General features: G+C 58.3%; 13 protein-coding genes. 6 read left to right on the plus strand and 7 right to left on the minus strand.

The window, feature by feature from the left end; translation table 11 throughout:
• Complete coding sequence (locus VO84_RS01875) at positions 1-762, minus strand: acyloxyacyl hydrolase (RefSeq protein ID WP_058185599.1); 762 nt, start codon at positions 760-762, stop codon at positions 1-3.
• Positions 763-850: 88 nt separating this feature from the next.
• On the opposite strand from VO84_RS01875, the gene VO84_RS01880 reads away from it, so the two are divergent.
• From VO84_RS01880 to VO84_RS01900, 5 genes are all read left to right on the plus strand, one after another.
• Complete coding sequence (locus VO84_RS01880; RefSeq protein WP_058185600.1) at positions 851-2221, plus strand: dipeptidase; 1371 nt, start codon at positions 851-853, stop codon at positions 2219-2221.
• A 40-nt stretch (positions 2222-2261) separates the two neighbouring features.
• Positions 2262-3176 (plus strand): ABC transporter ATP-binding protein, encoded by a 915-nt coding sequence (locus tag VO84_RS01885; protein ID WP_082661614.1) that lies wholly within the window; start codon positions 2262-2264, stop codon positions 3174-3176.
• Positions 3177-3708: 532 nt separating this feature from the next.
• On the plus strand, positions 3709-5223 hold the full coding sequence (locus tag VO84_RS01890) for a sugar transferase (RefSeq protein WP_058185601.1): 1515 nt from the start codon (positions 3709-3711) through the stop codon (positions 5221-5223).
• 26 nt (positions 5224-5249) lie between these two features.
• Entirely contained in the window at positions 5250-6908 is a 1659-nt protein-coding gene (locus VO84_RS01895; protein WP_058185602.1) for an NAD+ synthase, read from the plus strand.
• 95 nt (positions 6909-7003) lie between these two features.
• Complete coding sequence (locus VO84_RS01900) at positions 7004-7990, plus strand: DsbA family protein (protein WP_058185603.1); 987 nt, start codon at positions 7004-7006, stop codon at positions 7988-7990.
• A 62-nt stretch (positions 7991-8052) separates the two neighbouring features.
• Here VO84_RS01900 and VO84_RS01905 read toward each other — a convergent pair whose 3' ends face one another.
• From VO84_RS01905 to VO84_RS01930, 6 genes are all read right to left on the minus strand, one after another.
• A complete protein-coding gene (locus tag VO84_RS01905) occupies positions 8053-10032 on the minus strand; it encodes a hypothetical protein (protein ID WP_082661615.1) in 1980 nt (659 codons plus the stop codon).
• 31 nt (positions 10033-10063) lie between these two features.
• A complete protein-coding gene (locus VO84_RS01910; protein ID WP_058185605.1) occupies positions 10064-10351 on the minus strand; it encodes a helix-turn-helix domain-containing protein in 288 nt (95 codons plus the stop codon).
• Between the two features lie 113 nt (positions 10352-10464).
• Positions 10465-11013, minus strand: a complete 549-nt coding sequence (locus VO84_RS01915) for a CvpA family protein (protein WP_058185606.1) — start codon at positions 11011-11013, stop codon at positions 10465-10467.
• 35 nt (positions 11014-11048) lie between these two features.
• Positions 11049-11954, minus strand: coding sequence for a phosphoribosylaminoimidazolesuccinocarboxamide synthase (locus tag VO84_RS01920; protein ID WP_058185607.1), 906 nt, complete (start codon positions 11952-11954; stop codon positions 11049-11051).
• A 242-nt stretch (positions 11955-12196) separates the two neighbouring features.
• The gene (gene smc / locus VO84_RS01925; protein ID WP_058185608.1) at positions 12197-16063 is read right to left on the minus strand and encodes a chromosome segregation protein SMC; all 3867 of its coding nucleotides are present in this window, start codon (positions 16061-16063) and stop codon (positions 12197-12199) included.
• Between the two features lie 219 nt (positions 16064-16282).
• Entirely contained in the window at positions 16283-17203 is a 921-nt protein-coding gene (locus tag VO84_RS01930; protein ID WP_058185609.1) for a LysR substrate-binding domain-containing protein, read from the minus strand.
• A 144-nt stretch (positions 17204-17347) separates the two neighbouring features.
• On the opposite strand from VO84_RS01930, the gene katG reads away from it, so the two are divergent.
• Positions 17348-19600: a catalase/peroxidase HPI gene (gene katG / locus VO84_RS01935; RefSeq protein WP_058185610.1), complete on the plus strand. Its 2253-nt coding sequence runs from the start codon at positions 17348-17350 to the stop codon at positions 19598-19600.

Genomic DNA, 19600 nt, shown 5'->3' on the forward strand with positions numbered 1-19600 from the left:
TCAGCGGCCAAAGACGTAAGTTACCTGGAAAAGACCGTTGTCGATGCCGGGGTTTACGTCTGTGGTGTCGTGGTCCGAGATATGGTGATAGCGCCACTCGAAGCGCATCGATTGGTGCGGCGTGCGATACCACTCGATGCCTGCGCCGAAGTCAAAGGTGAAGTTAAAGGAACCGGCTTCGGCGATCGGGATGGGATGCGTGGAGTACATGTAGCCACCGTGGCCTACGAAGAACGGCTGAATGGGATGCGTCGGGCGGAAGTTCCAGCGGAAGCCAACGGGTGAGAAGGCCTCACCGATGGTCCATTGGCGACCGGAGCAGGTGAAGGTATCTGTGCCTGCGTACGTGACTTCGTTGATGACGAAATTGTACTGATTGACGTAGGGCGCGCAACTGATCATGGGTTGGAGCCCGGTAACAACGGCGGTCGCCTGGGTGGGCGAGGTCTGCACGTTGACAGACTTGGTGAGTGGATCGCTTTCGAGCGCTACTGGGAGAATCTCAGCGTCGTATTGCCAGTTCAGGTAGCGATTGAGGATGAGCCTGCGGCTGTAGTCGGCGCCGATCTGCAGGAGCTTGCGCTGCTCGGCATAGCCCATGATGATGTGGCTGGAGTCGTTGGAGTACGCGAAGAGAAGGCCGAAGGAGTTGGTGCGGCCATAGAGCGGGGTTTGCGGCGGGACTTCTTTCTGTGCGGCAGCGATGGTGGATGCGGCAAGGAGAGGCAGGCAGCAGAAGAGCAACAGGCGAGCGTTGAGCAACGAAGACTCCTTGACGTAAAAACTTTGGCCAGAGAACCTATACTTTCGCTTTGGTCGTTATTTTCTCTCGTTGGACTGGAGTTTCGCTATGCCGTCACCCGCTGTTGCCTTTGCTGCTGAAAATCACCCGCGCTTTCTGGAGGAGCTGAAGGAACTGCTGAGGATTCCTTCGATTTCCACGCTGCCGGAACATGCTGCGGATTGCCGGAAAACAGCCGAAAAGCTGGCTGCTGAGTTGAAGCGGATCGGCATGGAACATGTGCGGCTGATTGAAACCAAAGGCCACCCGCTTGTGTATGCCGACTGGCTGCATGCTGCGGGCAAGCCGACGGTGCTGATGTATGGGCACTACGATGTGCAGCCGGCTGATCCGCTGGACGAGTGGCACACGCCGCCCTTTGAGCCGACTGAGCGTAATGGCAACCTGTATGCGCGCGGCGCGGTGGATGACAAGGGCCAGATGTACATGCATGTGAAGGCACTGGAGAGCCTGCTGGCTGCCGATGGCAAGCTGCCCCTCAATGTGCGGGTGCTTTTGGAAGGCGAGGAAGAGGTTGGCGGGGAGGGGATTGCGGCGTATGTGGCGACGAAGCCTGCGGACCTCAAGGCGGACTTCGCTCTGATCTCGGATACGGAGCTGTTTGCGCCGGGACTGCCGACGCTGTGCGTTGGACTACGGGGAATGATCTATACGGAGTTGGAAGTACGCGGTGCGAAGACCGATTTACACTCGGGCATGTATGGCGGCGCGGCGCCGAATCCCTTTGTGGCGCTGGCGCAGATCATCGCGGGATTGAAGGACCGCGAGGGAAAGATTCTGATTCCGGGCTTCTATGACAATGTGGAAGCGCCGAGTGCGGAAGAACTGGCGGCATGGAAGAGTTTGCCGTTTGACGAGGAGCACTATCGCGAGACGGAAGTGGGATCGAAACAGCTTGTGGGCGAGGCCGGCTACAGCGTGCTGGAGCGTACATGGGCAAGGCCGACGCTGGAAGTTCACGGAATGCCTGGCGGCTTTATTGGAGCGGGAGCTAAAACTGTGATCCCCGCTAAAGCCACGGCCAAAATCTCCATGCGGCTGGTGCCGAATATGACGCCGGCGAAGGCGTTTGCACAGTACAAGGCGTTTGTGGAGGAGATTGCTCCCGCCGGGGTGGACGTGAGCGTAAGGCTGATCCACCAGGGCGATCCGTGTTTGATTCCGGTGGACAATCCATACATTCAGGCGGCCACGAAGGCGCTTCATGCGGTGTGGGGCAAGGACACGGTGTTTATCCGCAGCGGCGGGTCGATTCCGATTGTGGGCGATCTGGACCGGCATTTGGGGTTGCCGAGCGTGATGATGGGCTTTGGGTTGCCGGATGACAATCTGCATGCTCCGAATGAGAAGTTCAACCTGGAGAACTTCCGGCTGGGGATTGAGTCGGTGATCGGATTTCTGGAGGAAGCAGGAAAGTGAATGACGCTGCTCGAAAATCGCGTAAGCTATAGGGACTGCGATGCGGAGTGATCTTTCTCAACGCGACGAGGGTACGCCTCAGGAAATAGGCAGGAATCCGGATTCGAATCTGAATCCGAGCCTGAGCGCGGACCTGTGTGCGGTGCCGGGGCCGGATTCGGTCTGCGGCGCGGGTCCGACCGGTGAGCTGGATACGGCGGATGAAGAGCCGATCATCTCTTTCTCAAATATCTCAATCTCTTTTGGGGAAAATCCGACTCTCAAGGATGTGAGCTTTTTTGTGGAGCGGGGCAAGACGCTGTGCATCCTGGGCAGGAGCGGTGTAGGCAAGTCGGTTTCCTTGCGCATGCTGATGGGTTTCCTGCGGCCGGATGGCGGCTCGATCCGTGTGACAGGGCAGGAGATTACTACCCTTGATGAAGCGGGGATGCAGGAGATTCGTAAGCGCGTGACGATGGTTTTTCAGAATGGCGCGCTCTTTGACTCGCTTTCCGTCCATGAGAACGTGGCATTTCCGCTGCGCGAGCGCGGCGAAATGGATGAGTCGCACCTGAACGGAACGGTAGACAGGCTGCTCAGCCTGGTGGGCGCCGAAGACGTGACGGATCACCTACCGGCCAGCCTTTCGACGGGACGGAGGCGCGCTGTGGCGATTGCGCGCGCGCTGGCGTCGCAGCCGGAGGTGGTGTTGTACGACGAGCCGACGACAATGGTGGATCCCATCATTGCGCGGAGGCTGGGCAGCATTATCCAGCGCCTGAAGAAGCAGCTGGGGTTCACCAGCATTGTGGTGACCCATGACATGCGGTTTGCGAAAAGCCTGGCAGACTCGGTTTTGTTCCTGCATCAGGGGCGAGCACAGTTTTTCGGCCCGCTGAACGAATTTCTTGCATCTAACGATCCAGAGATTAAGCAGTTCCTGACACTGGACGCTTATTTACTACCCACGGGGTAGGGATGTGCCTGGCAGCGAACTGCAATTCGGTAAAAATTCACTTGCAATCGAGACCTGTTTCGAGCAATCCTAGGGATGTTGAGTTGTTAGTAACGTACGATGCCAGATACGCATGGCTGCTACAAATTTATTTTTAATGTAACTGTACTTTTCCCTTCTGCGGCGAGTGCTGGTTGTTCTGTTATAATTCTTTTGTATTCGCTGGTTTACGCGCTCTATAGGGAGCCGTCCCTGACGTACCTGTATTTATTTTTCGGGTGAATAGCCCGAGCCGTACTTTAGTTGCTTCTCGTTGCAATTGTGCTGAATAACGCTTTTGGTGCGGCCGCATTCCGCGGCAAGCACTGCTCATAATAACCGGGCGTTCCATGGCTACATCTTGTCCATGAATGCCCAGGCCCTGCAATCAGCTCAAAGATAGACAGCGGGCCCGATGGAACCGAATTCATGATCTTTCATCCCTGATAAGTGAAATGGGCCGGAGAGCCATTCACTGGTCGAGGTAGAGACTCCTGAGGACAGGCGGACGCTTATGGCGACATCGGATTTTTGGCAGAAAGTCTCCTCTTCGGTCTCAGCGCCGGAGTGGAGCGCTGGAACGACTGCTCCTGGACACCAGTATGCGGGCGGCACATCGCGCCTCTGGATGTTCCTGGATGTCGTGACCGTGCTCCTGGCAGCGATTTTATCGACATTATTCTATTTCGGAATTGGCCCCATTGTCGGCGTCAAAGAGTTCTGGCACGGAACCCTGATTGAAGGCCGTTCCATGGGCCTGCTGCTCGCGCTCCTGGGTGGATTCATAGTTGCACTTATTCTTATCAGCCGCCAGTTGCATCTGTATACCCCCGCGAGGCTTAATGGCTTCCTGCACGAGCAGCGTCTCACGCTGCAGGCATGTTTCACAGCGGGGCTCCTGCTTACAGGCACCATCTACGTCATCCAGGCGACCAACATCCCACGCAGCATCGTCTTCATTACCCTCGGTCTGGTTCTGGTGGCTCAGAGCATTCGCCGGCTTACCTACCGCATGCTCCTCTACCGCCGCTACGAACATGGCATGGGCACGCGAAATGTTCTGATTGTTGGTACAGGACCTGAGGCTCACGCACTTCGGCACCATCTGGAAAGCATTCGGCACCTGGGATATACATTTAAGGGCTTTATCGACCTTCCCGGATCCCGGTCACGTTTTGCGACCAGCTCTGGCGATGTGGTCGGCAGCCTCGGATCGCTCTTTGAGTGTGCGCGGCAGCAGTTTGTGGACGAAATCTTCTTCACCATGCCGTGCGAACGCGGGATGGTGCAGGAGGTGCTGGAGAAGGCTCGCGCCAACTGCATTGATCTGCGCGTGGTGCCGGATATGTACGACGGGCTGGCGTGGAATAGTCCCATAGAATACATCGGTCAGTTCCCGACGATTCCGCTGCACACGGGCAGGGTGCCCGAGGTGGAACTGATGTTCAAGCGTCTGCTGGACATCGTCTTCTCGACCGCTGCGCTCGCTATGCTCTCACCAGTTCTTCTGGCGATTGCGATTGCCATCAAGCTGGATTCAAAGGGACCGGTCTTTTATGCCTCGGAGCGCATTGGTAAAAAGGCTCGCGTCTTCAAGTGCCTCAAGTTCCGCACCATGGTTCAGGACGCGGAGAATCGCCGCGCCGAGATCATGCACATGAACGAGCGCGACGGAGTGCTGTTCAAGATCAGCAACGATCCGCGCATCACCAAGGTAGGCACCCTGCTCCGCAAGTATTCACTGGATGAGCTGCCGCAGTTCTTCAATGTGCTGAAAGGCCACATGAGCGTGGTGGGCCCTCGTCCGCCGATTGCCAGCGAAGTGCGCGAGTACAAGCTGAGCCATCTGCGCCGATTGGATGTGACCCCCGGCATAACCGGTCTGTGGCAGGTGCAGGGCCGTCAGGATCCCTCGTTTGACAGTTATGTTTCGCTCGATGTGGCCTACATTGAGAACTGGAGCATCTGGCTGGATATCAAGATCATCCTTCGCACGGTGGCCGTGGTCTTTGCGGGTACAGGCACCTAGTCCGTCTCTCGGATTACACTGAAATTGTGAAGATCGCCATAGTCCAGATAAACCCCACGGTAGGGGATTTCACCGGAAATCTTTCGAAAATCATTGCCGCAAGCCACCGCGCAGCCGAACAAGGCGCGCGGCTTGTGGTGTTTTCAGAGCTGTGCATCTGCGGTTATCCGCCGGCAGATTTTCTGGAGAAGCCAAGCTTTTTGCTTCGCTGCAGAAGCGCGGTGGAGGAGCTGGCCGAGGCAACGCGCGAGCTGCCCGCAGCGGTTCTGGTGGGCACGGCTTTGCCTGCCCCCAATGGCGGCGGCAAGCCTGCAGTGAATGCGGCGATTCTGTTGGACCGCGGCAAGGTACTGCTGGAGCAGCATAAGCGCTTGCTGCCCTTCTACGACATATTCGATGAGCAACGCTATTTTCAAGCGGCGAAATCGCAGCAAGTGGTGGAGCTGGATGGCGTGCGGCTGGCGGTGAGCATCTGCGAAGATGCCTGGAATGATAAAAACTTCTGGCCGAGCCGGCTTTACTCCATTGATCCAATGGAGGAGCTGATGCGTCAGCAGCCGCACCTGCATGTGAACCTTTCGTCGTCTCCGTTCTGGCACGGGAAGCGCGCAGTGCGACGCGAGATGTTGGCCGCCATTGCGCAGCGGGATGGGATTCCAGTGCTGATGTGCAACCAGGTGGGCGGCAACGACAGCATTGTTTTTGACGGCTCGTCGCTGGCCATGAATGGGCGTGGAGAACTGATTGCACAGGCAGCTTCGTTTACGGAAGATCTGGTTCTTGTGGATCCGTTTGACGCTGTGCCGCTGCCGGAGCCTCCTGACCAGATTGGAGCTGAGGGCGAAACAGAGGCTGCGTTTCAGGCGCTGGTGCTGGGTACGAGAGATTATGTGCGCAAGTGCGGCTTTCGGCAGGTGATTGTCGGCCTAAGTGGGGGCATCGATTCGGCCCTGGTGGCGGCGATTGCCGCCGAGGCGCTGGGTGCGGAGAACGTGCTGGGCGTGGGCATGCCGAGCCCGTACTCCTCTCAGGGGTCGATAGACGACAGCCACCAGCTTGCAGCGAATCTTGGCATACGATTTGAGACGATTGGGATCAGCGGGCTCTTTGCGGAGTTCAATAAGGCACTTGAGCCGCTGTTTACGGGGCGAACGCCGGATATTACGGAAGAAAATATTCAGTCGCGCATTCGCGGCAATCTGTTGATGGCGCTCTCCAACAAGTTCGGCTCGCTGGTGCTGACGACGGGGAATAAATCCGAGATGGCGGTGGGATATTGCACGCTGTACGGCGATATGGTGGGTGCGCTGGCAGTGATTGGCGACCTGGTGAAGACGCGGATCTATGCCGTCTGCCATTGGCTCAATCGCGAGACAGAAGTGATTCCCGCGGCGATTCTGGAAAAGCCGCCATCGGCGGAGCTGCGGCCGGACCAGAAGGACACAGATTCGCTGCCGCCATACGATGTGCTCGATCCGATTCTGGAAGCGTATGTGGAGCGCTATGAGACGCCGGAGGAGATTGCACAGACGCTAGGCGTGGAGCGCGAGTTAGTACAGAAGGTGGTGAAGCTGGTGGAGCGCTCCGAGTACAAGCGCCAGCAGGCTGCACCGGTGCTGAAGGTTACGGCGAAGTCGTTTGGTTCGGGACGAAGACTTCCTATCGCGGTAAAAGTCCAGGTGTAACTCTGGCCGGTGATAGCCCTGAGCGGCGATAATTACTTGCAGCCGACTAAAACGTATTTGAAGCGTCTGTAGTTGCAGCCTTAAGGAGAATTCGTTTGACTCGTTCCATTGGCCGTTTTGCCAGCCTTGCCTCGCTGGTTGTTCTGTCCTCATCTGCCGTTATTGCAGCTGCTCAGCAGCAGGTTCCGCCCGCACAGCCCGAGCAGGCTCCGGCAGCGCCTAATCCCACAGCCCCGCCGACTTTTCCTGTGCCGCAGAAGGAGAACTTTACAGCGACTTCGCCGACCAAGGAAGAGGTAAATGCCTTTCTGACCGCGAGCTGGGGTTACGACGAGAACCGCATCTGGCAGGTAGAAGCCATTTTGAAGACGCAGGCAGAAGGCTACAGCAAAGTCATTGTGTTTGTGGGTGACAAGACGGGCAAGGATAAGCCGTTCCGCTTCCCATTTATTGTGGTGCCGGGCGGCAAGTGGATATTTTACGGCGAAGAGCTTTTCCCGTTTGGCGAGCATCCGTATGCTGAACTTCGCACGATGATGCAGGAGCGCGCAGACGGCCCGTACCGCGGATCGGCGACAAAGGATCTGGAGATTGTGGAGTTCGCAGATCTGCAGTGCCCGCATTGCAAGGCTGCGCAGGCGAATATGGATCAGCTATTGGCGGATTATCCGAAGGCGCGCTTCGTCTTCCAGCACTATCCTCTGCCCATGCATGCTGAAGCCAAGCGCGCAGCGGAGTTCGGAGTGTGCGTGGCGAAGCAAGGCGGCAGCAGCGCCTTCTTTACTTATGCGGCTTCCGTCTTCGACGGGCAGGATGGCCTGAATACTCCCGACGGTGCGACACTGACACTGAACGCGGCGGTGACCAAGGCCGGACAGGATCCGGCGAAGACTGCGGCTTGTGCTGCGCTGCCCGCGACGGCTACCGCTGTGGATGCTTCAGCCAAGCTGGCGCGCGATGCAAACGTGAACGAGACACCGACGCTGTCGATCAACGGACGCCTGGTTCCGGCGAACGTGCCTTACCAGACGCTGAAGCAGATTATTGACTTCCAGATGAAGATTGACGGGATTCAGAAGTAAGCACGGCTGATAGGAACAAAGACGGCCTTCGCATGCAAGTGCGGAGGCCGGTTTGTTTAGCTTTAACGCGCCTGTGCGGTGCGCTGCAGTATCTGCATCGGCGATGAGTAATTGCCATAAGGGAAGCGCACGACGTGGGGCGTCATCACGATGAGCAGCGAAGATTCGCTCTTCTGCGTATCCTTGTCGGTGGCATTGTCGAGGCCGGGAATCTCACTCAGGCCGGGCATACCGCTGATGGCGCGTACCTCCGCGCTGTCGACTTCGCTGGCAACCACTGCGGCTTCTCCGGCGCTCACAATGGCCGTGCCGGTGTAGGCGCGATTGTTCAGCACAGGAATACCGTTGATCGAGGTGGCGCCCAGCGAAAGGATCTTCATGTCCACGCTGAGCGCTACATTGCCTGAGCGCAGGATGCGTGCCGTGGCTTTGAAGGTGAGGCCGAGGTCCTCATACTGAATCTGTGGAACGGTGGGCGTGCTGGCGAGCTGAGAGAGAATGCCGGAAAGCGCGCCGGAGTTGCCGGCTGAGCTTAGACCGGCAATGTTGACTGAGCTGGATAAAGAGCTGCCGTAGGTCGAAGTGGTGATCGGGTAGCGCATGCCGCTCTTGAGCGTGCCTTCGTCGCCGTCCTGCAATCGAAACTGGTAGTTATCCAACTGGCGACTGTCGGAAGTGTTGACGCTCAGGTTCAACGTGGTGGCGCCAGGCGAAAGCCCGAATGCGGTAGGACTGCAGGTGCCGCTGGCGAGGCTGCAGTTGCCGCCAAAGATGGCAAATCCATTGTTGAAGGGAGAATTGGTGACCTGGCCGGAGGCAAGAAGAATGGCGAGAATGGTGGCATAGTCATTGGGACTCGCAAGACCGGAAGAGATGATCTCCTGCACCAGCGCCTGATTGGACTGCAGGACAGATTGGGCCTCAGCAAGCACATTGAAGACGCCCAGCTGCTGCGGCGTTTGAATACCGACGTTGCGTTCGTAATTGTGGGCCAGCTGGATGACTTTGACGTCGATCAAAACCTCTGGACGGCCTTCGGAGATGCTAAGCCAGGTGTTATTGAAGGCGGTGAGAGTGCTGGGAGCAGCCCGAAGGGAGAGCGTGGCCGCGCTGGTATCCAGATTCATTCTCTGAATATCGAAGATATTCTTGGCGACGGCCTGAATATCATTCATTTCATTCGATGAGCTGTTCGATGAGGCGCCCGAGAGGCCCATGAGGGAAATGCTTTCATACGCGCTGTGCTGGTACTGGTTGCGCATTTGCGGCGTATCGCGCGCCACGATCACGCGATGAGGATCAAGGGGCTCGGCGAAGGAGTTCGTAGCCAGCGAAAGCGCATGCGTGGCTTCAGCAAAGCTGGCGTCGTCGATATCGAAGCGAACGGTCGTAGTCGGAACAGTGGCATCGATTGCGGCATCGATGCCGTACGCCGTATAAACCTGCCGGATGAGTTGTTGCGCGCCGATGCGGACGTGGAAGCTGTGCGTGCCATCCTTGGGCTCAAGATCAACGGGCGCGGCAAGCTCATAGCGTGGCTGGGCCGGCTTTCGCGGCGCATTCTCGGAGATGGCTTCATCCGCAACCTCCCGCAGGCGCTCTGCGACGGAGGCGTTGTTCGGATCGAGCTCAAGCGCGTGCGCCAGCGCGGCGTGGGCCGCATCCGGATTGCTCTGCGCGCGCGCCTTTGCAGCGGCCTGGACCAGTGCGGTAACTGCGTGGCTGCGCGCGAGCTCAACGGCTGCACCGTAATTTGGATTCGATGGATCGAGCGCCGCGGCCTCTTGATACTCTTTCAGCGCAGGCTCAAACTGCGCAGCCTCATAGAGTTTGGCCGCGGAAAGAAATAGCTTTGCCGCACGGCGTGCATTTTTAGAAGAAACTGGCGGCGGCGCGGGCTTTTGCCCCGGAGTAAGGGGACCATTCGGAGTTTGACTTGGGGCTGGATTCGTATTTACAGGCGCAGACTGCGGCTGCTGCGAGGCCGCAAGAGTGGCGGCCAGCAACAAAACCGTAAAGCGCAATAATGTAGTTTGGCGCATGATGTGGCGCGCCTCCGCAGGCCGATACAGCTTAACCCTGGCGATAGCCCTGACGGATGGCGCTAAATACAGGACGTTCAACACGCGGCGGACGCTTGAGGCCGGCACGAACTTCTGTCAGGCTCAGCCCAAGCTCTGCCATGCAGCGGCTGAGCGTGTTCCTGTGCATTCCAAGCTCTTCGGCTGCCTTACACTGGTTACCACGGTTCGCAATAAGCACTTCACGCAGGTACTGTCTTTTAAATTCCTTCACCGCATCTTCATAACGGATGCCGCTGGAATGCATTTGCGTCACCAGGCTGTCCAGTTCTCGTTTCAACTTACCACCTCTTGCGAATTATTACGTTCTCACTAGATTGCCACATCCCGGCAGACTGCGCAGGCAATTTTTTTCTTCTTTCTGTGGTATTGACGCAGCGCGATTTTTTCTCTCTAATGCTGAGCCTGGTGCAGCCATTCAGATGACTTGTTTTCCCACTCGTGAAGGCCGGAGCGCATGCGGTCTCCCAGCTCCGAAGGCGTCATGTGGCTGCTCACGTGCGCGAAGGAAAAGAACTGTCGCGGAAGCTGCGCGTCGGTGATCCATTGCGATTGCAGCGGGAAGAAAGCCACGCAGACCATGATGATGATGGTAATGATGACTGCGCCCTGAAAGATTCCGAATACACCACCGGCGAGACTGTCAAGCCAGCCGAGGCCGATGAGATGGAAGGCTTTCGCCAGCAGATGACCAATTAAACCGGCAATGGCGACCACCAGGATGAAGATCAGCAGAAACGCGAGGATGTTCGCTACGGATTCTATGGTGATAAAGCGCAAGAGTGAGCCGGCTACGCGATGGTAATTCCATGAGGCAACTGAGAGGCCTATGAGCAGCCCGAACAGGCCGCAGGCGGAGCGGAAAAATCCTTGTGCAAAGCCGCAGATGACGGAAATGATCAGAATTACAATTACGCCCCAGTCAATGGGTGTCAGAACCATAGAGATGCTCTCCGATAGATAAAAATAAATACATCCTAGAGGTGTAAGATGCGCCCTGTGAGCAGACGGAAGGCCTCAAGATATTTTGCCTGTGTACGCTCCGCCACATCGTCCGGCAAAGCGGGGGCAGGAGCCTGCTTATTCCAGCGGACCGATTCCAGATAATCGCGCACAAACTGCTTGTCAAAAGATGGCTGAGCACCGCCGGGCTTCCAGTTGGCCGCATCCCAGAAGCGCGAGGAGTCCGGCGTAAGCACTTCATCGGCAAGAATAATGCCGTTGCCGACGCCATTGCCGATGCGGCCGAACTCGAATTTGGTGTCAGCGAGAATAAGACCGCGTGACTCGGCATGCGCGGAGGCTCTGGCGTAGATGGCCAGCGTGAGACGCTTCAGTTCCGCAGCGTCTGCGGAGCCGATGACATCCTCAACGTGAGCGTAGGAGATGTTTTCATCGTGCGCGCCATCCTGGCTCTTGGTGGCCGGCGTGAAAATAGGTTCTCGCAGTCGTGAGCCATCCTGCAAGCCTGCGGGAAGTGGAATGCCGCAGAGGCTCTGCGTGGCCTGGTAGTCTTTCCAGCCGGAGCCGGCGAGATAGCCACGCGCTACGCACTCCACGGGAAACATATTGGCGCGCTTGACCAGCATCGACCGGCCCTCAAGCTGATCAGCATACGGCTGCAATTCAGCAGGGAACTCGCGCACATCGGCGGTGATGAGGTGGTTGGGCACGATGTCGGAGAACAGATCGAACCAGAAAAGCGAAATTTGCGTGAGAATCTTGCCTTTGCCGGGAATGCCTGTGGCCAGGACATGGTCGAAAGCCGAGATACGATCAGTGGCGACGAGCAGAAGATGGTCGTCGATGGCGTAAAGGTCGCGCACCTTGCCGTGGCCAAGCAGCGGAATGGAGCCAAGATTCGTGGTAAGGAGTGCAGTCACAGAAGGGCCTTCCAGCGGGGGATCAAAAGATTGATTCTCGAGGCGCGGATGGCGGAGTGTCAATGCGGGCGGCGAGCGAGTGGCGTTGTCATGCAGGTGTGATGTGCGTCACAGACGCAGTTGTGGAGCCGCGAGAGACTAGATTCGTCAATACGGTTCGCGCGAAATCCAAACTTTCCCTGCGAACCGTTGATACGAGAGGTTACTGTGGACGGGGAAGCCGTAGAACTGCCTTTGCAGCGCTACGCCGTGGCCCGCTGCATCTCCTGATTTGCCGCATTCCCACCTAGCTTCACGCTGACCACCTTCGATACGCCGGGCTCCTGCATGGTGACGCCGTAGATCATGTCGGCGTTGTGCATCATGCGCTTGGAGTGCGTGACGATGAGGAACTGCGTCTCTTTGCCGAGTGTATGGAGCAGGTCAGCGAGACGGCCAACGTTGGTTTCATCGAGCGCGGCATCCACTTCGTCCAGTACGCAGAACGGGCTGGGCTGGAACTGGAAGATGCCGACGAGCAGTGAGATGGCAGTGAGAGCTTTTTCGCCGCCCGAGAGCAGCAGCACATTCTGCAGCTTCTTGCCCGGCGGTGAAGCCACGATGTCGAGGCCGCTCTCCGCCTGGTTCTCGGCATCTGTGAGCCGCAGGAAGGCCTGGCCGCCATTAAAGAGACGTGTGAAGACCTGGCCGAAGTTCTCGTTGATCCGCGCAAAGGCTTCATCGAACTTGGTGCGCGAGATCTGATCGATCTCCTTGATCGTCTCCTGGGTGTTCTCAATGGAGTCGATAAGATCCTTGCGTTGAGCTTCAAGGAAGGTGTGCCTGTCGGCGGTCTCCTTATATTCCTCAAGCGCCATCATGTTGACGGGGCCCATCTGCTCCATTTTTTGACGAAGAGTGCGGCAGGTTTCTTCTTCGGCAACCAGGGGCTCGTCCACGATGCGAACGATAGATTCATCGGCACGCAGAGTGGCGGCTTCTTCATTGACTTCCGTAAGCGTGCCGGCTTCAATGTGTTCGAGATCGGAGCGCAGTTTGGCCACGGCGCTCAGTTTTCCTGTACGGTCTTCGCGGAGCAGGTCGAGTGCGGCGCGGATCGCCTTGAGATCGGTTTCAAGCACGGCCAGCTCTTCGCGCACCGTTTTCGCTTCCGCGGTAAGGTGTTGCACCTGCGCCAGCGCAGCATCGCGCGCGGCGGTCAGTTCTGTCTGCTGTGCAACCAGCGCTGTGTTCTCGTTCTGACGCTGTGTGCGCTCGGCTTCCGCGGAGGCGCGCTGCTGTTCGATGGCTAGAATGCGGCGCTCGAGATCGGCGTGCAGGCGGTCGATGCGCTGGAATGCTGCTTCGGCCCCACGGCGGCGTTCTTCAAGACCGGCAAGCTCCGCGGTAAGCTGCGCGGCCTCCTGCTGAATGCTCTCGCGGTTGCGGCGCATCTCCGTCAGTTCATTTTGCTTGGTCTCAAGCGCAATTTCAGCGGTCTTGTGCTCGGCTTCGAGCTTTTCGGCTTCGGCGCGCTTCTGCTCAATGGTTGAGCGCTTCAGCTCGCGTACATCCTTGTTGCGCGCGGCCTGCACAGTCCACTCCTGCACGCGGCGATCGATGCGCTGAACTTCGGACTCCATCTGCTTGAGCGCAGCGCCCTGGTTGGCGGTGTCACGCTCGGCCTGGCGGCGTTCCTCACTGCGGGCCTCAAGCTGCGCGGCCATCTCTTCAATGCTGCGGGCAAGGGAAGCGGCTTGCGTTTCGGCTTCTGAGAGACGCGATTCCAGCCCATCGAGCTTGCGCTCGGTCTCACGCAGATCGCGCTTGAGTGCGAGGGGGCCTTCGGTGGCGGGCTTGCCACCGGTGACGGTGGTGTTATGGAAGCACTCGCCGCTGGGGGTGAGGAAATATGCGTGCGTGTGCTGTTCAGCCAGTTTCTGTGCAACTGCAGAATCTTCGACGATGTAGCCGTCACGCAGCTTAGGCAGGATTGCTTCAAGTGAGCGGCCAAAGCCGTTGAGCACCTTGATCGTGTCTTTGAGCGGAGTGATGCCGGCGCCGGCAATCTGCTCGTCACTTGCGGCGAAGAGATTGCGCTGTGCCTCGTCATGAATCAGGAAGGTTGCGCGGCCATCCACGCCGGACTTCAGCAGATTTACACCCTGCTCAGCGGCGGACCAGCTATGCACTACGAGATAGTTCAGCTCTTCGCGCAGAAATTCATCGACAACGCCTTCATGCTCGCCACTGACTTCGACAAAGTCCGCCAGCGTGCCGACAGGCGCCATGCCATTACTTAGCGCGCCGGGCTTGAGCAGCCGTCGCACTGTTTCCGTGGAGTAGCTGTGGTTGCGGATGAGCGACTGAAGCGAATCGCGGCGACCGGTCAGCGTGGCTGCCTCGGCGCGAAGCTGGTTTGCGGTCTTTCGTAACTCAGCTTCTTCGGCCCGCTTGGTCTGCAGGCTCGCGCGAAGAGCGGCGATCTCTGATTCAAGGCTCTTGAGCGACTCGGTAGCGGAGTCAAAGCTCAAGCGTGCCTGACCCCGGCGCACTCCAAGCTCTTCAAGCTCGTTGCGCGACTGGCGCATCTCTGCTTCCAGCCGCTCGGCTTCGCGTTCGAGTGCGGCAAGGCTTTCCTCAGCCTGCGCGGTGCTGTTGCGCGCATTGCCGGCCTGCGTGAGCAGCTGCATGGCAGAACGGCGCTGCGATTCCAGATTGCGCTCGGCGGTAAAGACCTCTTCCTGCGCTGCCCGGGCCTGCTGCTGGCGAGCCTCCACCTTCTGGCGAAACTCGCGTGCCTCGCCGGCTGCGGTTTCAAGAAAACTCTTCTGCTGGGTGCGCTCCTCGGCAATGCCGCTAAGCTGCGTGCGCGTCTGCTCAATCTCCGCTGCGGTTGCAGCAATGCGAGCCTCAAGCTCCGCTACGCGCTCCGTGTTGCCGCGCTCGCGGGCTGCTGCGCGCTCCAGTTCGACGGTGGAAGTATTGGCCTGCGTCTGCGCTTCCTTCTGTGCGCGATCGAGATCGTAGCCGCGCTCGGTGAACGAGTGCTGGCTGGTTTCCATGGTCCCGATGCGGGCCGCTGATTCGTTGATCTGCTCGGAGAGCGCGTTGATTTCCGTATTCAAGCCGGCCTGTTCGGCATCCATGAGCGCCATGCGGCTGGCCAGCACCACGCGCAGACGCGTGCGCAGGTCGTTGCGAACCTCGGCATAGCGCTCGGCCTTGGCAGCCTGCCGCTTCAACGAGTTCATCTGGCGCGTAACTTCCTCAAAGATGTCATCGACGCGGGCCAGGTTCTGCTTTGCGGATTCAAGGCGTAGCTCAGCAAGGCGCTTCTTGGTCTTGAAGCGCGTAATGCCGGCGGCTTCTTCAATGATGGCGCGGCGGTCATGCGGCTTGGAGCTGAGCAGCTGTCCAATGCGCTCCTGGCCAATGATGGCGTAGCTCTCAGGGCCAAGGCCCGTGCCCATGAAGATGTCCTGAATATCGCGCAGGCGGCAGAGCTTGCCGTTCAGCAGGTATTCACTTTCGCCGGTGCGGAAGAGGCGTCGTGTGATGACGATTTCGCCCCTCTGGAAGCTGCGCTGAAACTTGCGGCGGCGGATCTTGAGTACGACAGGAACCGGACCACCGTGTGCGGCTTCGGCGGCGGTGGGCTCGGCGGGAGCCGCAGGCTTGGCTTCAGACTGTGCAGAGGCCGCTTCTTCACCTTCGAGAACCTGTCCCGGCTGCTCGAACGCCATGATCTCTTCGGCTTCCTCAGCGCGTTCCTTACGAAGAGCCTCTTCGTCCCAGTCTGCCGGTCCTTCGGGATCGACTTCGACCAGCGGTTCAACGGGGATGGGGCCGTCATAGGCTTCGGGATCGACGAGAGTCAGCGTAACTTCAGCCATGCCGAGCGGCTTGCGGTCGCGTGTGCCTGCAAAGATCACGTCTGACATGTGCGTGCCGCGAAGGCTCTTGGCGCTCTGTTCACCGAGCACCCAGCTTACGCCGTCCAGGATGTTGGACTTGCCGCATCCATTGGGACCCACCACTACGGCCAGGCCTTGTCCCGCAACGGAAATCTCCGTCCGGTCGCAGAAGCTCTTAAAGCCGAGAATGTGGATCTTTTTCAGTTTGAGCATGTCAACTCCAGGTGCGATTGTCGGGCAGAAAGCTATGCCTTTGTTTCAGACTCTACGGAGCCCAAGGGGTGGGGTCAACGGCTGCGGAGCCGGTTTTTGTGGATAAGAGAGGCCGTAATTCCACTTAGGTAAAAATAGGAGGCTTTTCCGGTTATTTTCTGGTTTTCTGGGAGAATTTCGGCCCGTTTTTCAACAGATTTAGCCCATTTCGGCTCCACTTCACGGGTGCCTGTTTGGTAACGGGGAAAGAATAGGTTCTACCGCCCCGCGAATCACTTTTTCAATGGCGCGCAACGCCTGCGGGCGTGCATAACCCGGTCGACTGGCCAGGCGGATGGTTCGCGCGGAATCGCCGGCGAGCGGGCGGATGACGATCTCGCGATGGCTGAGAGAGCTGACAGCGAGCGCAGGGATGAGTGTTGCACCATAGCCCGCGGCAACGAGATTTACAAGCGTTTCCAGCGTAGCGGCCTGCATGCTGTTTTGCAGTGGGCTACGCAGCGCATTCGATTTATGGCCACATGCGGCCAGCGCCTGGTTGGCAAGGCAATGGCCTTCGGCGAGCACCATCAGCTCGGCAGTGATGGATTCTTCTTTCACTGTCTTCGCACGGGCGAGCCGGTGGTTTGGGGGCAGCGCAGCCAGCAGCGGTTCGCGGAACAACTCGATCTCCGTGATCTCCGGTGCTCCGGCGGCGGTGGCCAGCAGGGCTGCGTCAAGCTTGTGGCCGCGAAGACCTTCAATCAACGCGCGTGTCTGGTCTTCCCAGAGTTCAATCATCAGTTCCGGATAGTCGCGGCGCAGCGGCTGCAGAATCAGCGGCATCAGGTACGGCGCAAGCGTGGGAATGACGCCGAGACGCAGCGGACCGACGAGCGGATCGCGCGAAGCAGATGCGACAGTTTCCATCTCGCGCGCCGCGGCCAGAGCCTGGCGTGCATGCTGCACAATCTGGCTGCCTACGGGCGTTAGATCGACGCGCTTGTTCGTGCGTTCCAGCAGCTTTACGCCAAGGCCGTCTTCCAGCTTGCGAATCTGGCTGCTGAGCGTGGGTTGGCTTACGTTGCATGATTCGGCGGCGCGGCCAAAATGGCGGTGTTCGGCGAGGGCGACGAGATATCGTAGATCCTGCAGGTTCATTTCTTATTCAATGATAGTCAATATCAATCGTTATCTTCAGAACAATCGATTGTATTTATTCATCCTGCGATAATACGCTGAGTAGGATAATGAACAAGTTGGCCTGGCCAGACCCCAATTGCATACGGCCATAGGAGAAATAGCATGTCGGAATCGAATGGATCGAAGTGCCCTTTTTCGGGCGGCATCATCAAGCACACAACGTTCACAGGCCAGGCCAATGAAGAGTGGTGGCCAAATCAGCTGAACCTGAACATCCTGCATCAGCGTTCTTCGTTGTCCAATCCCATGGACTGGGATTTCGATTACGCCGAAGAGTTCAAGACCCTTGATCTTGATGCTGTTGTTGCCGACCTGCACGCGCTGATGACGGATTCACAGAGCTGGTGGCCCGCCGACTTCGGACACTATGGTCCGTTCTTCATCCGCATGGCGTGGCACTCGGCCGGCACTTATCGCATCTACGATGGACGCGGCGGCGGCGGACGTGGTTCGCAGCGCTTTGCGCCGCTGAACAGCTGGCCTGACAACGTGAGCCTGGATAAGGCGCGCCGCCTTCTCTGGCCCATCAAGCAGAAATATGGCCGCAAGCTTTCCTGGGCTGACCTGATCATTCTCACCGGCAACGTAGCTCTTGATTCGATGGGCTTCAAGACATTCGGGTTCGCCGGCGGACGCGAGGACATCTGGGAGCCGGAGATTGACGTGGACTTTGGGCCGGAAAAGACCTGGCTCGGCGACGAGCGGTACACAGGCGATCGCCAGCTCGATAATCCGCTGGGCGCGGTGCAGATGGGTTTGATTTACGTGAACCCGGAGGGCCCGAACGGCAATCCTGATCCCGTGGCTTCAGCGCGCGACATTCGCGAGACTTTTGCCCGCATGGCCATGAATGATGAAGAGACAGTGGCGCTGATTGCCGGTGGCCACACTTTTGGAAAGACTCACGGCGCGGCGCCTGCCGACAACGTGGACCTGGAGCCGGAGGCTGCGGCAATTGAATCGCAAGGGCTGGGCTGGGCAAACAAGTTCGGAACCGGAGTTGGCAAAGATGCCATCACCAGCGGCCTGGAAGTCATCTGGACCTCTACACCGACGAAATGGAACAGCGACTTCTTCGACAATCTCTTCAGCTACGAGTGGGAGCTAACGAAGAGTCCCGCGGGCGCGAACCAGTGGCAGCCCAAGGGCAATGTTGATCTCACCGATATGGTGCCGGATCCATTTGACCCAGCGAAGAAGCGTCTGCCGACGATGCTGACCACCGATCTAGCGCTGCGCTTTGACCCGGAGTACGAGAAGGTCTCGCGCCGCTTCAAGGAAAATCCGCACGAGTTTGCAGAAGCCTTTGCAAAGGCGTGGTTCAAGCTGACGCACCGCGATATGGGCCCGCGCTCGCGCTACCTGGGCAAGCTGGTTCCGACGGATGTGCTCATCTGGCAGGATCCGATCCCCGCAGTGGATCATGAGCTGGTCAATGACGAAGATTTTGAGGTGCTGAAAGAGAAGGTGCTGGCTTCCGGATTATCTATCTCCGAGCTTGTCAGTACCGCATGGGCATCCGCGTCCACCTTCCGTGGCAGCGACAAGCGTGGCGGCGCAAATGGCGCTCGCGTTCGCCTGGCTCCGCAGAAGGACTGGGAAGTGAACCAGCCTGCGGAATTGGCGAAGGTTCTCGGCGTTCTGGAAGGCATTCAGAAGGAGTTTAACGACGCGCACACAGACACAAACAAGAAGATTTCCATTGCTGACCTGATCGTGCTTGCGGGCACGGCGGCCATCGAGGCTGCCGCGGAGAAGGCCGGCTACGAAATTGAGCTGCCCTTTGCGCCGGGGCGCACCGATGCTTCGCAGGATCAGACCGATGTGGCTTCGTTCGCTCCGCTGCAACCGAAGGCAGACGGTTTCCGCAATTACATCGTCAAGGGTGGCGAAAAATACGCAGCCAACCTCCTCATCGACAAGGCGCAGCTTCTTACGCTGACGGCTCCTGAAATGACGGTGCTGATTGGCGGCCTGCGTGTGCTAGGCGCCAACTACGGCAAGACCGGCTACGGTGTCTTCACCAAAAAGCCCGAGACTCTCACCAACGACTTCTTCGTCAACCTGCTCGACATGAACACAAAATGGCAGCAGTCTGCGACAGAGGGCGTTCTGGAAGGGCGCGACCGCACAACCGGCGAGCTGAAGTGGACGGCGACGGTGGCGGACCTTGTCTTCGGTTCGAACTCACAGCTTCGGGCGCTGGCCGAGGTTTATGGTTCGAGCGATTCCCAGGAGAAGTTTATTGAGGACTTTGCCGAAGCCTGGACCAAGGTGATGGATCTGGATCGTTTTGATCTGGCTCCGGAAGATTGCGAGCATGAGGTAGAGGATGAGCCTGTAGCCGCACAGTAA

The sequence above is a fragment of the Occallatibacter gabretensis genome, from assembly GCF_001449115.1.
GTDB classification, from domain to species: domain Bacteria; phylum Acidobacteriota; class Terriglobia; order Terriglobales; family Acidobacteriaceae; genus Telmatobacter; species Telmatobacter gabretensis.

Coding starts and splice junctions, on each gene's coding strand:
- VO84_RS01890 (WP_058185601.1), top strand. CDS start 3,709: ATGGCGACATCGGATTTTTGGCAGAAAGTCTCCTCTTCGGTCTCAGCG.
- smc (WP_058185608.1), bottom strand. CDS start 16,063: ATGCTCAAACTGAAAAAGATCCACATTCTCGGCTTTAAGAGCTTCTGC.
- VO84_RS01930 (WP_058185609.1), bottom strand. CDS start 17,203: ATGAACCTGCAGGATCTACGATATCTCGTCGCCCTCGCCGAACACCGC.
- VO84_RS01885 (WP_082661614.1), top strand. CDS start 2,262: ATGCGGAGTGATCTTTCTCAACGCGACGAGGGTACGCCTCAGGAAATA.
- VO84_RS01880 (WP_058185600.1), top strand. CDS start 851: ATGCCGTCACCCGCTGTTGCCTTTGCTGCTGAAAATCACCCGCGCTTT.
- katG (WP_058185610.1), top strand. CDS start 17,348: ATGTCGGAATCGAATGGATCGAAGTGCCCTTTTTCGGGCGGCATCATC.
- VO84_RS01905 (WP_082661615.1), bottom strand. CDS start 10,032: ATGCGCCAAACTACATTATTGCGCTTTACGGTTTTGTTGCTGGCCGCC.
- VO84_RS01915 (WP_058185606.1), bottom strand. CDS start 11,013: ATGGTTCTGACACCCATTGACTGGGGCGTAATTGTAATTCTGATCATT.